The sequence below is a fragment of the Synechococcus sp. MIT S9509 genome, assembly GCF_047303035.1.
Taxonomy (GTDB): domain Bacteria; phylum Cyanobacteriota; class Cyanobacteriia; order PCC-6307; family Cyanobiaceae; genus Synechococcus_C.
Genome location: NZ_CP138940.1, coordinates 2,583,126 through 2,596,355 on the forward strand (window position 1 = coordinate 2,583,126; position 13,230 = coordinate 2,596,355).

Below are 13,230 nucleotides of genomic sequence, written 5' to 3' on the forward strand. Positions count from 1 at the left end.
CCATTAGGGTTGACTGTTGACGGCTGACATCGCATGAGCAGCGGAACCCTTTACGACAAGGTCTGGGATCTGCATTGCGTCGCGGATCTCCCCGGAGGTGCCACACAGCTGTTCATCGGTCTGCATCTGATTCACGAAGTCACCAGTCCTCAGGCCTTTGCTGCTCTGCATGACAAGGGTCTTTCGGTTCGCTGTCCTGAACGAACCGTCGCCACGGTTGATCACATCGTTCCCACCATCAGTCAGGCACGTCCGTTTTCTGATCCGCTGGCTGAGGAGATGCTCAGCACCCTCGAGCGCAATTGCGCCCGGCATGGCATCACCCTCAATGGATTGGGCAGTGGCCGTCAGGGAATCGTGCATGTGATCGCACCCGAACTGGGATTGACCCAGCCGGGGATGACGGTTGCCTGCGGGGATTCCCATACCTCCACCCATGGAGCATTCGGGGCCATCGCCTTCGGCATCGGCACGAGCCAGGTGCGGGATGTGCTTGCCAGCCAGAGCCTGGCCATGAGCAAGCTGAAAGTACGCCGCATCTGGGTGGAGAACCGACTCACTGATGGCGTCTTCGCCAAGGATCTGATCCTGCATGTGATTCGCACGCTCGGAGTGAAGGCCGGTGTTGGCTATGCCTATGAATTCGCAGGGCCTGCGATTGAGGTTCTTTCCATGGAAGAGCGGATGACCCTCTGCAACATGGCGATTGAGGGAGGTGCACGCTGCGGATACGTGAATCCTGACCAGATCACCTTTGATTATCTGAAGGGTCGCGCCGAGGCGCCAGATTCGGAGACCTGGGATCGTGCAGTCGCCTGGTGGCGTTCACTCGCATCGAATGATGACGCGATTTTCGATGACGAGATTCGCTTCGATGCTGCGTCCATTGCGCCCACGGTGACCTGGGGGATCACACCTGGACAGGGCATCGGGGTCGATGAACGCGTACCGATTTCCGAGCAGCTTGATCCCGCGGACCGCCCGATCGCAGAAGAGGCCTATCGCTACATGGATCTGGCTCCCGGTCAGCCCATTGAAGGTGTGCCCATTGATGTCTGTTTCATCGGCAGTTGCACCAATGGTCGTCTCAGTGATCTTCAGGCCGCGGCTGCTGTGGCTCGCGGTCGGCACGTTGCTGAAGGCATCAAGGCTTTTGTGGTGCCCGGCTCGGAACAGGTGGCTCGTGCCGCGATCAAGGAAGGGCTCGATCAGGTCTTTCGTGAGGCAGGCTTTGAATGGCGGGAGCCTGGCTGTTCGATGTGTCTGGCCATGAACCCTGACCGTCTCGAAGGCAGTCAGATCAGTGCCAGTTCAAGCAACCGCAATTTCAAGGGTCGTCAGGGTTCTGCCAGTGGTCGGACCCTGTTGATGAGTCCGGCGATGGTTGCGGCAGCTGCCATCGCCGGACGAGTCAGCGATGTGCGTCAGCTGAGCTGAGATCACTTCAATCGATGCCGTCCCGACACTGCCCATGTTCATCGCGCTCTTTGTTCCGTGACGTCTGAAACCATTGCTTTCCCTCAGGGGCCGATCAGCCATGTGACCGGGCGTGGACTTGTGCTGCGGGGTGATGACATCGATACCGACCGGATCATTCCTGCCCGTTTTCTCAAATGTGTGAGCTTTGAAGCCCTGGGGGAACAGGCCTTTGCCGATGACCGCAAGGAACTGGCAGGTGAACATCCCTTTGACAAGGCGGAGCATCAGGGAGCGTCGATCATGGTCGTCAATGACAACTTCGGCTGTGGTTCAAGCCGTGAACATGCGCCGCAGGCACTGATGCGCTGGGGAATCCGTGCTGTTCTGGGTGTGAGTTATGCCGAAATCTTTCAAGGCAACTGCCTCGCTTTGGGAATTCCCTGCGCCACGGCCTCGCCAGAGCAGATCCGTATGCTTCAGGACGCTGTGGAGGCGGATGCCACCGCTGAATGGACGCTCGATCTCCAGGCCCTCACCTTCAGTGATGGATCAACGTCGCAGACCATTTCCCTGGCATCAGGGTCTCTGGACATGCTGCGCACCGGCCAGTGGGATGCCACAGGTCAGCTCGTGGCGAGGGATGCTGAACTGACCCGCACGATGGCGGCACTCCCCTATCTGCACGGTTTCTGAGCTGTTAAGGGCAAAGTGATCAATGGCCCGCGGCAGACAGCGACCAGATTGTCTAAGACTGAGACAGAGGCACTGCTGCCATGAAACAGTTCCGCCCCGTTCCGCTTGCCGCTGTCCTCCTTGTCAGCGCATTCGTTTCTGTTGCTGCGAAGGCTGAACCTGTTCAGTCATTGCTGGTGCAGCCTCACGGTTCTGCCAGGGAGCGATTGCTGATCAGCGGTGCCTGCTTCGGCTGTGATCTGCGATCCGCTCGTTTGCAGGGTGCTCATCTGATCGGCGCTGATCTGCGTGATGCCGATCTGCGAAACGCCGATTTGCGTGAAGCCAACCTTGAAGGGGCAGACCTCAGTGGTGCCCGACTCGACGGCGCTGATCTGCAGGGAGCCGAACTCAGTAATGCCGATCTCTCCGGAACTGATCTGCGTCGTGCTGATCTCCGAGGGGCGGTGGTGATCAATGCCTACGCGCCGGATGTCCGAACGGATGGCATGCGTTTTGCAGGTGCAGATCTCACCGGCAGCCATCTCATCTATGGGGGGGGGCCGAACTGAGGAAGATTCTGATCAGAACGGTCGCCTTTCAAGTTCGTTGGGCAGATTTCGTGGGGTGTAGGGGATGAATGGTTGTCCCGTCCCGGTGAAGTTGAAGTCATTAAGGCGGAACCGGAAGCCGCCGATGCCCTCATAGGGGTTGAAATAGAAGCCAAGGTCGTAGCTGCGGCGTTGCCAGCGCAGTTCGATGTTGGAGTTGATCACATTGCCGTAGAACTCGGAGCCAGGATCCACATTCAAGCCGATGCCAGCATTGAGAAGAAGTGGTCCTGCGAGCTGCTGGGTGAGACCGATCCCAAGAGTCGCGAGGTCCACAGACTGGTCGAATTCAAAGGGGCTTGCACCCTGTTTGAGGGTGCCTCCCCCTGAAATCGACAGCTGGGTGTAGTCAAGGAAAGGCCTGCTGAACGTGCCGAGTGTGAGTGTTGGCCCGCCGGTGAGGCTGACAGTGCTCTGGCTTTTGCCGTTTCCAAAAGCGGCCAGGGATGTGTTGATGTTGGTGCGCAGAGTCAGGCCCGGCACGATGGCTACCGGCGAGTAGCGGTAAGCCGCTTCCGGAGTGAGCGCTGCGGGCTTTCCGCGCCAGAGGGAATAACTGCTGTTCAGTGACCCGTAGAAATTGGCGCGAAGGGTGTCGATCAACTTGGTGCTTGTGAAACTTTCCGCCTGGTAATTTCCGACGCCGAAACGCCAGATGTAATTGTTGAAGAGCTTGCCCCATTGCCAGTCGCCCTTCTGCTCGGCGAAGGCGCCGTAGGCGCTGTAAACATCTGTCTCACCGAGTGAGCCATTCCAGGTCCGGTAGCGATAGGCGGCAAATAACCGGGTCTCCACCTCCCCGACCAGAGGCAGCTTGATGAAGCGATTCATATTGCCCCAGAACCGGCTGCCGTTGCTGAAATTGCTGGGATTCAAGGTGCTGATGTCGGCTTCCACCGTTGCGTTCCAGCCCAGCACATCACCACTGAGTTCAGCCTCGAATCCGAACAGGTCCCCGATGGCATTGCTCTGTGTGGTCTTGGAGTCGTCGACAGAGTCCCCTGGCGCCACATAGCTTTTGTTGCTGCCGTCAATGGCTCGCTGAACCAGGAACTGGGGTTGCAGATCGAGGCTGATGTTGTCTGCCAGTTCGATCGACTTGAGCTCGCGACCAACGAAGAAACCACTGCGATCGTCGTTGTCGATGCCCAGCACCCAGCGGTTCACCACCTCTTCCTGTTTCTGAATTCTCTGTGTCCTGGAGACGGGGATGGGCAGCCTCTCCTCAACGATCAGGCGATTGCGTTGGCTCTTGATCAGGATGTCCCCGTTGTCCTGTTCCGTGGCCACCACATCATCCGCATCAATGCGAGTCTGAGCCGGTGTGTAGGGATCATTGGTGAAGCTCATCCGGCTGGCAGTCCAGCCTTCGGGGGTGAACCTGACCTCGGCCGCCTGAATTCGCCAGCGACTGATCTCACCGGTGATCAACTGTGTCTTGCCGAGCGTGTTGAGCTGCGAAGGCTTTACTCCGCCGTAGCGATTGGCCGAAAGCACCTCGCTGTTGCGCACCTTGTCACTCACACCTCTGCTCTGTTCGATCACCAGCCTCTGCTGGAGCTGGATACTGCTGATCCGTTGATCGATCGCTGCGATGGCCTTGCGGCGAAGTCTTTCCTGTTCTGACAGCGAAACCTTCGTGCCATCGGCTCGTGTCGACGACTCCATGGGATCGTCAACAGCAGCGGAGTTCGCCACCGTTTCCTTGAGTGGGTTGCCAAGCGCAATGTCTTCGAGTTGTTCGCTGAGGCTTTGCGATTGGATTCGTGCCGCCCGCTCGGCGTCTGGGCAACCCAGCGGTGGTGGTGCTTCAGGACTGACTTGTTCAGGTTGATCCTGCCCCCATCGGTAGCGCAGGCCAACCAGGTAGGCGTTGCTGCCTTCTTTCACTCCGCTGTAGGTGCCAAATGCTCCGGAACGGTGGTGGATGCGACCCACCATCGACAGATCCGGGGATACTGCTGCTTCAAGCTCGAAAGCAAGGTAGTTGAGCAGATTCGCGTAATTCTCGCGATAGGTGCGCTCATAGTTGCTGACAGCCGAGTTGTAGCTGATCCCTTCAACAAAGCCGAGGCTGAGCCATGGCTGCACCCAAAGGCGGGCACCGATGCCGAGGATGCCTTCTCCGAAGGTCTGGGCTGGAGTATTCGCATTGGGAACGCTCTGATTGAAGGGGCCCCCCTGCTGTTCATAGGCCTGGTGAGCAAACAGGTCAGCCTCCAGCTCCAGCTGCACAGGCCCGGCTCGCCAGATGCGCTTCTGCATGCTGACGCCGAGCAGGTACTCGGGACGCATTCGTCCATTGAACAGGAAGGTGTCGCCGAAGTTGGAATCAATCATCTGTCCGCCCCAGGCGGTGACAGCCCAGGGATGCGGATGCCAGTCGGGAATGGCTGGGATCGCCGGCGGGCAAGCCATATCTTTTTCGGCTTTGCTGTCTGCCTGACTGGTATCTGCAGCCAGCCATTCATCGGTCGGCAGCGGCTGGTCCCTGTTCCAGAGGCCCGCGTCATCCCCCTGGGAGCTGATGCGATTGGCCGTGAATGCTCCCAGCTCAACGTCGATGGCAGTGGGGAATCCGAGGCCGGAACTTTCGACCACAGGCAGCAGCCTTTCTGGGCTTGGATCCTCTGAATCGGCCGGGTCTGATGGCGGAGCGCTGTCAGATCCGGCTGCTTGATTGTTGGTCAGTGGGTTGAAATCAATGGCCGCGCTGTCGAGATCAAGAACGCCGTAGACGTCCTCCATCGAGCCGCTGCCCTGGATCAAGCTGAACCTCAGGCTGCCCGCCTGGAAATACTGTGCGCCCTTGCGATAACGAACACTGCCGCGAGCGAACAGGCTGTTGAAGTTCGAGTCGAGCTCCAGGCGATCCGCCTGCAGCACTCCTCCGTTGATCGCAGCTCGGACATTGCCTTCTGCGACGTACAACCGACGCTTTGCGTCATAGGCCTGGCGGTCAGCCCTCAGGCGCAGTTCAGGTGGAGGCTGAACGACTGGAACAGGCTTTGAAGGTTCATCCTGCTCTGCATCGGGCGGACTGGGTGCCTCGGCTGTCGTTCTTTCTGCAGTTGATGCCTTGAAATCTGATGGTTCGAGGCCGCGGTTCTCTTCAGCGGATGATTCAACGAGTGTTGGAGGAATGACTCCGAAATCGATCAGAGTTTCATTGCCTTCCGATCGTGCTGGAGAGCCGAGGACTGCAGCTAAAGCCAGAAGTCCCGTGATCGTGATGGGAGAACGGGAAGCCGGCAAATCCGCTCAGGAGTGGCCGGTGATCCTCACACGAGCATCCACCGCATCAGTCCGGGAATGACCAGTGCTCGTCGTGACCCCTGAACGAGATGCGTTCAGATCACGCCTGCGCTCAATCCTCCAGGTCTTTGCGACTGGGGGTGCGGCTGGGGTCACTCGCCAGGAAGCCAAAGACGAAGATCCCGATAAAGAAAAAGACGACCGAGTAAACGGAAATCTTGAGGGCGAGCATGGAGACCGACCGGCGTCTGGAATAGCGCCATCATCTTATGGGTCAAGGTTGTGAGTTCACGATGCTGCCCCCGCTCCAGCCCCGGCGATTGGCTTGGATTGAAACGTTTCGAAGTCGCAGCCGCCTCGATCTGCTGCCTTTTTGGCATCGATGTGGTGATTTCCACAGGCATTCAGTCCTTGAAGAGCCCTGGGGAGCGCTCCACCGACCTGACTGGGCGAAGCGTGGGCTGTTGATCTGGCCCAGAGGGGGCGTCTGGTTGCGAATCGAGCAGACCATCACCTGGCCAAGGCATTGGCAATGTTGCGAGGAGAGTCTTGAACGGCTTGTTCTCAGCTGGTGGGCCGACCAGGTGCGTCTCTGGGTGGACGGGACCCTCGTGCATGAGGGGGATCTGTTCGACACCCGTTGCCGCTGGAAGTTGCCGGTGCACTGGAGACACGGGAAAGAGCTGAAGGTGATTCTTGAGCTGCGCAGTCCCTGTCACGACGATGGGGCTCTGATCACCAGCGACCTGGTCCGGGAGCCTGCGGTGCCAGCTGTGGATCCCCAGGGGTGTCTCCTTCCCCAGGCCCTCGAACTCACAGGCCTAAAGCCAGAGTCTCTGCCGGAGCCATGGCTTGACTGCGATCCGCTCTCCCCTCAGGCGACCGCTCTGGTTCACCAGCACCTCAAGGGGAGGGATTGTGCCGCTGGAGGACTGCACTGGGTGGGTCATGCTCATCTGGATCTGGCCTGGTTGTGGCCTGTGGCTGATACATGGCAGGCGGCGGAACGCACCTTCGATTCAGCTTTGCGCCTGATGGAGCTCTTCCCGGAGCTGCATTTCGCCCACTCCACCCCTGCCCTCTATGAGTGGATTGAGCGCCACCGCCCCGCGCTGTTCGCCCGTATTCAGCAGGCCAGTCGACTCGGGCGCTGGGAGCCCATCAATGGCCCCTGGGTGGAAACAGACTGTGTACTTGTCAGCACGGCTTCGCTGTGGCGCCAATTTGCACTGGGTCAGGAGACCAGTCAGAGGCAGTTTCCAGAGTGGCGACATGACCTGGCTTGGCTGCCGGATAGTTTCGGATTTGCGTGCGGGCTTCCAGCCGTCGCACAGGCCACGGGAGTTCGCTGGTTCTGCACGCACAAACTGGCCTGGAATGCCATCAACGTCTTCCCTCACCGTCTGTTCCGCTGGCGAGGACGCGGCCGTGAGGAGGTGCTGGCGTTGATGTTGCCTGCGATCGGTACGGACTCCGATCCTCTGGCCATGCAGCTGGAACAGCAGCGCTTCCTTGTCGATACAGGGGTCGATCAAGCCTTGTGGTTGCCGGGGGTTGGTGATCACGGCGGCGGTCCGACCAGGGAAATGTTGGAAGAAATGCAGCTCTGGCAAAACCATCCACAGACTGCTCCACGCAGATCAGGGACAGTTCGTGAGTATCTGAAGCAGCTGGAGCCGCTCAGATCCTCCTTACCCGTCTGGAGGGATGAGCTTTATCTGGAACTGCATCGAGGCTGTGCGACTTCACGCCCGGATCAGAAACGACACAACCGCGTTCTGGAGAGGTTGCTGCGGGAAGCGGATCTGCTGGAGGCCCTGGGAGCTGAACCCTCACAGCATGGAGGCTGGCGGGTGCTTCTGTTTCAGCAGTTTCACGACATTCTCCCTGGAACATCGATTCCTGAAGTGTTTGATCAGGCGGAGTCACAGTGGCGAGCAGCCCGCAGGCGGGCGGCAGCGGTGCGCACGACTGGTCTCCAGCAGTTGCTCAGCCGTGGGTCAAGCAATGACCCACGGCCTGAAGAGGGGAGGCAGCACTGGGCATGGTGTGGTCTTCAGCCTCTGCAGCGCTGGTCTCCCCTGGTGCGTCTGCCCCGCGGACGGTGGTCTTGTGAAGGCCAGACCCTTCCGTCGCAGGCGGCACCGGGGGGCGATCTCTGGGTGCAGCTGCCCGAGGCCCAGGGGGTCATGGCATTGCCTCTGAAGGGCTGTTCCGATGAGGCAGCGTCTGCGACGGCAGCGTCGGCAGTGCGGAATCCGGTGCGGGTGAAGGTCATCGCCGATCGGCGATGGCGTCTCTGCAACGGTCTTCTGGCTGTCGAGCTGGACCACAGAGGACTGACTCGACTGCAGGATCAGCAGGGTGTCGATCAGCTCTCGTCGCCACTGCAGCTTTGTCGCTACCGCGATCGAGGTGAATTCTGGGATGCGTGGGACGTTGCGGGGGATTACCAGCAGCATCAACTGCCGATTGATGCCGACTGGCAACCGGAGCTTGTGGAGCAGGGCCCGCTCGTGGCAAGGGTCGTGCTGCGTTGCTTGATCGGGAGCAGCGCGATGCGCATGCACGTGATCCTGCGAGCCGACAGTCCAGCTGTTGAACTGCAACTGACCATCGACTGGTGTCAGACCCATGAACTGCTTCGCATGGTCTGCCCTCTCGCAAGGCCAGCGGTGCGCTGGGCCGCGGACACCAGCGGCGGTGTGATCGAGCGACCTGCTGTGGCTTCGACGCCCGGTGAAAAGGCCCGTTGGGAGGTGCCAGTGATCTCCTGGCTTGCCAGTGAAAATGCAGCTCCAGGTGGAGGTCTGGGGGTAATGCTTGATGGCCCTCAGGGCGTTGATGCCGGGGCAAAGCATCTCGGAATCTCCTTGCTTCGCGGGCCTACCTGGCCTGATCCATCGGCAGATCAGCGTCGACATCGTCACCGCCTCGCTCTGATGCCTGTTTTGAAAGGTTGGTACCTGGATGGTCTTGCTCAGGAGGCAATTCATTTCCGGGAACCTGGTTGGCTTGGACCCGTTGATCTACAGGCTCGCTGGCGCGGATTTCCTGCTCTTCCAGGATCACTGGTGCCTGTTTCGATTCGACAGGACACTGCCGACCCTGACGTCACAGGTGCGGTTCTGATCCAGCTGCTGAACCCCGGAGGCGCAAGAGTCAGATGGACACCAGCGGATGAGGGCTGGAGAATCCGGGATGGTCGGCAATCCATCGTGATTCCTCCAGGAGCGCTGCAGGAGATTCGATTGATTCCTCAGTCGTCGTGATCGTCAAACGGATCATCCAACCGCTTCGACGGTGGTCCAAACGATATGTACACACCAAAACCGGTGAGTCCAAGCAGGGCGGTCAACATCGCGATCGACACCGACAGCGCCGGGGAGGAGCTTTCCATCACATCTCTCGACAGGATCGACCCTCTTAAGGGTCGGGACCACTACAGTATCGGGGCTGAACTTCACCCGAGACCTCAGGGCCGCTATGGCACAACGCACTCGTTTGGGCGATCTGCTCCGTCCTCTCAACTCCGAGTACGGCAAGGTTGTTCCCGGCTGGGGGACCACTCCTGTCATGGGCATCTTCATGGTGCTGTTTCTGGTTTTTCTGCTGGTGATTCTGCAGCTCTACAACCAGTCGCTGATCCTCGAGGGAATCAACGTGAACTGGAATGGTGGCGCCTGATCCCGTCCGCTGGTCACCTCCATGAACATCTTCGGCATCGGACTCCCTGAGATGGCCGTCATCGGAGCTGTTGCGCTCCTGGTGTTCGGTCCCAAACGTCTGCCTGAATTCGGGCGGACACTTGGAAAGACTCTCAAGGGTTTTCAGACTGCTTCCAAGGAATTCGAGCGAGAGATCAGCAAAGCGATGGCGGATCCTGAAGAACTTCCACCTCCCTCTCCCCCGGATTCCGCGACAACGACCAAGGCTTCTGAGGACTGATCGGTGATCAATCGAGGAGGCCTCCGTCTGGTGGTCGGTCTGGGTAATCCTGGTGAAAAATATGCTTCGACCCGGCACAACGTCGGGTTCATGGCTTTGGAGCTGCTTACAACTCGAGAAGGTGGTCGTTTCAAGCCGATGTCCAAGCTTCAGGGAGATCTGGCTGATGTCGGGTTCGGCGGCGATCGACTCAGACTGTTGATGCCACAGACCTATATGAATGACAGTGGTCGTTCAATCCGAGCAGCATTGGACTGGTTTGATCTGGAGATCGACCAGCTGATCGTGCTCGTTGACGACATGGATCTGCCTCTAGGACGGCTGCGCCTTCGAGCCAGTGGTGGTGCAGGAGGACATAACGGTCTGAAGAGCACCATCCAGCATCTGGGCACTCAGGATTTCGCCCGACTTCGAATTGGCATTGGTGCGCCAGGTCGCAATCCTGAGGAACGCCGTGCCCGTACGGTGTCTCATGTGCTTGGACAGTTCAACCGTTCTGAGGAACCTCTGCTTCAGAACGTGCTGCGCGAAGTGTTGTCGGGTCTCGATCACATTCAGCGACAAGGACTGGATCGGGCTGGAAATGCCATCAATGCGGTGAATCTGTCTCCTGCTGTTGATGGCGAACAGGCCTGATGGCACCTCTGCCTGTCACCACGGCGCATCTGCGGGTGCATCATCACAGTTTCCGAGACAAGTGTCTTCAGGGAGAGGTGCAGGCTGGCGGATTCATCTGGACATTTCACTGGTTGTTTGAACGGGGTGAGCTGAGCGTTGAGCCCTCTCTGGGCAGAGCATTGATTCAGGACGCACTGCTTCGCTTCCTTGTGAAATCCGATTACAGGCTGGAGGCCGGCGGCGACTACAGCTTCACTGTTCGTGCCCGTTTCTGAACGGGGCTGGTCCAGGCCAATCGATGATCCGGCCGAGATCGGATTCAAGAATCACCAGGGCCGCAACGGCATCCAGTTGGACGGGCGGTAACAGCAACCCTCTCGGTAACAATCGTCGCCATCCCTTCGGAGGCCAAAGTTGCCAGTAGCGCTTGCGTGCTTGAAGTGTGGTGCCACGCTCATCCACCAGCTTGATGGCTAGATCTGCAGGAAGCTGGTTCCTGAGGCTTTCGCTGGCAGTGCCGTTCCCCAGCACCAGGAGTTCTATGGGTGCCAGCTTGCTCCAGATCTCAAGGATGTCGTGTACTCCCTCAGTGGCAACAACTTTCCCCTCGATCACGCAGTTGCTGTCACTGTCGACCAGGACCAGGCCACATTTGCTGCGCCCGGGGTCAACCGACACGATCCTGCTCACTGGATGTCGTCCTGGAACGTTGATGCCGGGCGCAGCGGTTTGCTCGGACGCAGCTCGATGGCGATGGGATCGGCTGTTTCACTGCGACGCAAGGCCACAGCCTCGAGTTCAATACGGCCTCCGCGCCGCTCGGTCAGCTGCTGAGCAAGTCTGTTGACGGCGTTGGCGTCAAACTGAAGCCCCTGGCTGAGAGATCCCCGTCGGCGTACTTCCGCCAGCGTGGAAGCCAGCAGCAGGTTGACCCGGTTTCGCACCTCTTCCGGTTTGGTCTCCTGGCTGGCAAGAGCTGTCTTGGCAAGGGTTTCCCCCGCGACGGTGATGGCCACATTGGGCCGCACATCCGGAAAGGCGTAAACCACGCTCTCTCCTCGCAGCACATTCGCCGCTGAGCGCAGCAGCACCACCCAGGTGCCAGGTTTGCGGATGGCTTTTTCCAACCGTTCAATGTCCTGGCGCGGCACGAGGATGATCTGGCGATCCGGCGATTGTCCAGGCAGAACCTTCTGAAAGGCCTGAAGATTGGCTTCCCTCAGCACCTGGTCAATCACCTGCCGGGCTTGATCTGGACGATCCAGCTTGAGTGTGACAGTGGCAAGTGGCTGACCACTGCTGATGGCCACATCTCCCCGACGCAGCGCCAGCAGGTTCTCCTCAAGCAACTGAAGCTCCGCTTCACCGGAGCTGATCCGTTCGCGTACCGCGTTCAGTTCATCATCGGTTCGCTGGATTTCCGCATCGCGGTTGCGGACGTCCTGGCTGAGTCTCCGCCGTTCCGCCTCCAGTCGCCGAGTCTGTTCCTGCAGGGGTTGAAGTGTGCTGCGCAGCTTGCTGGCCCGTGCCTGGGCATCAGCCAGAATTTTTCTGGCTTTGATTTCATCGGCACGAGCTTCTTCGAGTTGCTCACGGGCCTTTCGCTGAGCTTTGCGGCTTCCCTTCAGATCAGAGCGGCTGCTGCGCAGACGAGCTTCGAGATCATTGAGTTCAAACAGACCAACGCGCAGCTGGCGGCTCACCAGAAGCATCAGCCCGAGCGAAAGGGCACTGATCAGGCTCCCCGTGAGCACAGTGATCACCACAGCGGTTTGACGTGGGCGAAGACCGAACAGGCTCAGCCGCGCTTTGCCGACCCTTGAGCCGAGTCGATCGCCAAGGGTGGAGAGCACCCCGCCGAGGATCAGCAGGGACAGCAGCAGAAGCCAGCCGGTCACGGTCGGTCAAACATGCGGCGGGCCGCCGGAATGCTGCCCATTTTCACCTGTCGAGGGGTTAACTGAAACGCTTGGCCAGTGCAATCGGATCAAGAACGGTGATCTTCTTGCGGTCAATTTCGACTAGGCCTGAATTGCGTAGATCCCCGAGCAGGCGTGTGATGGTCACGCGTGTGGATCCGATCGCTTCAGCGATGGCCTGATGAGACAGGCGCAGGTCAATGGTGATGCCCTGGGATCCAGGCATGCCGAAGTCCCTGCAGAGAACAAGCAGAAAACTCACCAGACGGGAGGACATGTCCCGGTGTGTGAGGGTCTCAATCATGGTTTCTGTCTGAAGAATTCTGCTGGAGAGACCCTGGAGCAATAGCAATCCCACGCTGGTGTCCGCTTCGATCGCTTGGCGCACGGAGCTGGCTGGTGCCGTCACCATTTCCACCCTGGTGAAGGCCACGGAGTGATAAAAGCGATCGGATCGATGTCCGGTGAGCAGTGAGAGAACACCGAACAGGCTGTTTTCTCTCAACAGGGCAACGGTGATCTCCTCACCCGACTCGTACACCCTCGATAGACGCACAGCGCCTCGTCGGATCAGATACACGCGCTCGGCAGGGTCACCGGGGAAAAAGATCGTTTTGTTCCGTTCCACCATTTCGGTGCTGGCACCCTCCAGATCACGGATCACTTCCAGCAGGGTGCGGCTGGCGGGGTTGGGGGCATTGATCAGGCTTGTCTCTGCGGATCGCCCAGGCTGGGGAGCGGTCCGACTGAAGCCGCGCATCACTTCGGCCATGACCAACGCATCAATG

General features: G+C 59.2%; 14 protein-coding genes. 8 read left to right on the forward strand and 6 right to left on the reverse strand.

Translation table 11 applies throughout. From position 1 onward, the window contains the following. Positions 1-33: 33 nt before the first annotated feature. From leuC to SIB73_RS14350, 3 genes are all read left to right on the forward strand, one after another. On the forward strand, positions 34-1,437 hold the full coding sequence (gene leuC, locus SIB73_RS14340) for a 3-isopropylmalate dehydratase large subunit (protein ID WP_413404071.1): 1,404 nt from the start codon (positions 34-36) through the stop codon (positions 1,435-1,437). Between the two features lie 57 nt (positions 1,438-1,494). After that, complete coding sequence (locus SIB73_RS14345) at positions 1,495-2,112, forward strand: 3-isopropylmalate dehydratase small subunit (protein ID WP_413404069.1); 618 nt, start codon at positions 1,495-1,497, stop codon at positions 2,110-2,112. 80 nt (positions 2,113-2,192) lie between these two features. Further along, positions 2,193-2,663: a pentapeptide repeat-containing protein gene (locus tag SIB73_RS14350; protein WP_413404068.1), complete on the forward strand. Its 471-nt coding sequence runs from the start codon at positions 2,193-2,195 to the stop codon at positions 2,661-2,663. 12 nt (positions 2,664-2,675) lie between these two features. On the opposite strand, the gene SIB73_RS14355 is transcribed toward SIB73_RS14350, so the two are convergent. Both SIB73_RS14355 and SIB73_RS14360 read right to left on the reverse strand, forming a co-directional pair. Then, positions 2,676-5,957, reverse strand: a complete 3,282-nt coding sequence (locus SIB73_RS14355) for a DUF3769 domain-containing protein (RefSeq protein ID WP_413404066.1) — start codon at positions 5,955-5,957, stop codon at positions 2,676-2,678. Positions 5,958-6,069: 112 nt separating this feature from the next. Continuing rightward, a complete protein-coding gene (locus SIB73_RS14360) occupies positions 6,070-6,189 on the reverse strand; it encodes a photosystem II reaction center protein I (protein ID WP_006172424.1) in 120 nt (39 codons plus the stop codon). A 61-nt stretch (positions 6,190-6,250) separates the two neighbouring features. Between SIB73_RS14360 and SIB73_RS14365 the strand changes: the two genes are divergently transcribed. After that, on the forward strand, positions 6,251-9,229 hold the full coding sequence (locus tag SIB73_RS14365) for an alpha-mannosidase (RefSeq protein WP_413404064.1): 2,979 nt from the start codon (positions 6,251-6,253) through the stop codon (positions 9,227-9,229). Here the strand turns inward: SIB73_RS14365 and psbN are convergent. Beyond that, positions 9,217-9,357, reverse strand: coding sequence for a photosystem II reaction center protein PsbN (psbN, locus tag SIB73_RS14370; protein WP_413404062.1), 141 nt, complete (start codon positions 9,355-9,357; stop codon positions 9,217-9,219). The genes SIB73_RS14365 and psbN overlap by 13 nt on opposite strands. Positions 9,358-9,443: 86 nt before the next feature. Here psbN and psbH point away from each other — a divergent pair, with 86 nt between their 5' ends. Genes psbH through SIB73_RS14390 form a run of 4 tightly spaced genes read left to right on the forward strand, consistent with a single transcriptional unit; the run spans position 9,444 to position 10,798 of the window. Then, positions 9,444-9,644, forward strand: a complete 201-nt coding sequence (gene psbH, locus SIB73_RS14375) for a photosystem II reaction center phosphoprotein PsbH (RefSeq protein ID WP_066904734.1) — start codon at positions 9,444-9,446, stop codon at positions 9,642-9,644. Positions 9,645-9,665: 21 nt separating this feature from the next. Continuing rightward, on the forward strand, positions 9,666-9,905 hold the full coding sequence (locus SIB73_RS14380; protein ID WP_413404060.1) for a TatA/E family twin arginine-targeting protein translocase: 240 nt from the start codon (positions 9,666-9,668) through the stop codon (positions 9,903-9,905). A gap of 6 nt (positions 9,906-9,911) precedes the next feature. Further along, positions 9,912-10,541, forward strand: a complete 630-nt coding sequence (gene pth / locus SIB73_RS14385; protein ID WP_413406120.1) for an aminoacyl-tRNA hydrolase — start codon at positions 9,912-9,914, stop codon at positions 10,539-10,541. After that, positions 10,541-10,798: a DUF3146 family protein gene (locus SIB73_RS14390; protein WP_413404059.1), complete on the forward strand. Its 258-nt coding sequence runs from the start codon at positions 10,541-10,543 to the stop codon at positions 10,796-10,798. The genes pth and SIB73_RS14390 overlap by 1 nt, the downstream gene beginning before the upstream one ends. Here the strand turns inward: SIB73_RS14390 and SIB73_RS14395 are convergent. The 3 genes from SIB73_RS14395 to ntcA are packed head-to-tail and all read right to left on the reverse strand — an operon-like array spanning position 10,776 to position 13,214. Further along, the gene (locus tag SIB73_RS14395; RefSeq protein ID WP_413404057.1) at positions 10,776-11,213 is read right to left on the reverse strand and encodes a resolvase; all 438 of its coding nucleotides are present in this window, start codon (positions 11,211-11,213) and stop codon (positions 10,776-10,778) included. The genes SIB73_RS14390 and SIB73_RS14395 overlap by 23 nt on opposite strands. Continuing rightward, positions 11,210-12,421 (reverse strand): DUF3084 domain-containing protein, encoded by a 1,212-nt coding sequence (locus SIB73_RS14400; RefSeq protein WP_413404056.1) that lies wholly within the window; start codon positions 12,419-12,421, stop codon positions 11,210-11,212. The genes SIB73_RS14395 and SIB73_RS14400 overlap by 4 nt, the downstream gene beginning before the upstream one ends. A gap of 58 nt (positions 12,422-12,479) precedes the next feature. Next, positions 12,480-13,214 (reverse strand): global nitrogen regulator NtcA, encoded by a 735-nt coding sequence (gene ntcA / locus SIB73_RS14405; RefSeq protein ID WP_413406118.1) that lies wholly within the window; start codon positions 13,212-13,214, stop codon positions 12,480-12,482. Between the last annotated feature and the right edge of the window lie 16 nt (positions 13,215-13,230).

Coding starts and splice junctions, on each gene's coding strand:
- leuC (WP_413404071.1), top strand. CDS start 34: ATGAGCAGCGGAACCCTTTACGACAAGGTCTGGGATCTGCATTGCGTC.
- SIB73_RS14350 (WP_413404068.1), top strand. CDS start 2,193: ATGAAACAGTTCCGCCCCGTTCCGCTTGCCGCTGTCCTCCTTGTCAGC.
- SIB73_RS14360 (WP_006172424.1), bottom strand. CDS start 6,189: ATGCTCGCCCTCAAGATTTCCGTTTACTCGGTCGTCTTTTTCTTTATC.
- SIB73_RS14365 (WP_413404064.1), top strand. CDS start 6,251: ATGCTGCCCCCGCTCCAGCCCCGGCGATTGGCTTGGATTGAAACGTTT.
- psbN (WP_413404062.1), bottom strand. CDS start 9,357: ATGGAAAGCTCCTCCCCGGCGCTGTCGGTGTCGATCGCGATGTTGACC.
- psbH (WP_066904734.1), top strand. CDS start 9,444: ATGGCACAACGCACTCGTTTGGGCGATCTGCTCCGTCCTCTCAACTCC.
- SIB73_RS14380 (WP_413404060.1), top strand. CDS start 9,666: ATGAACATCTTCGGCATCGGACTCCCTGAGATGGCCGTCATCGGAGCT.
- SIB73_RS14390 (WP_413404059.1), top strand. CDS start 10,541: ATGGCACCTCTGCCTGTCACCACGGCGCATCTGCGGGTGCATCATCAC.
- ntcA (WP_413406118.1), bottom strand. CDS start 13,214: ATGGCCGAAGTGATGCGCGGCTTCAGTCGGACCGCTCCCCAGCCTGGG.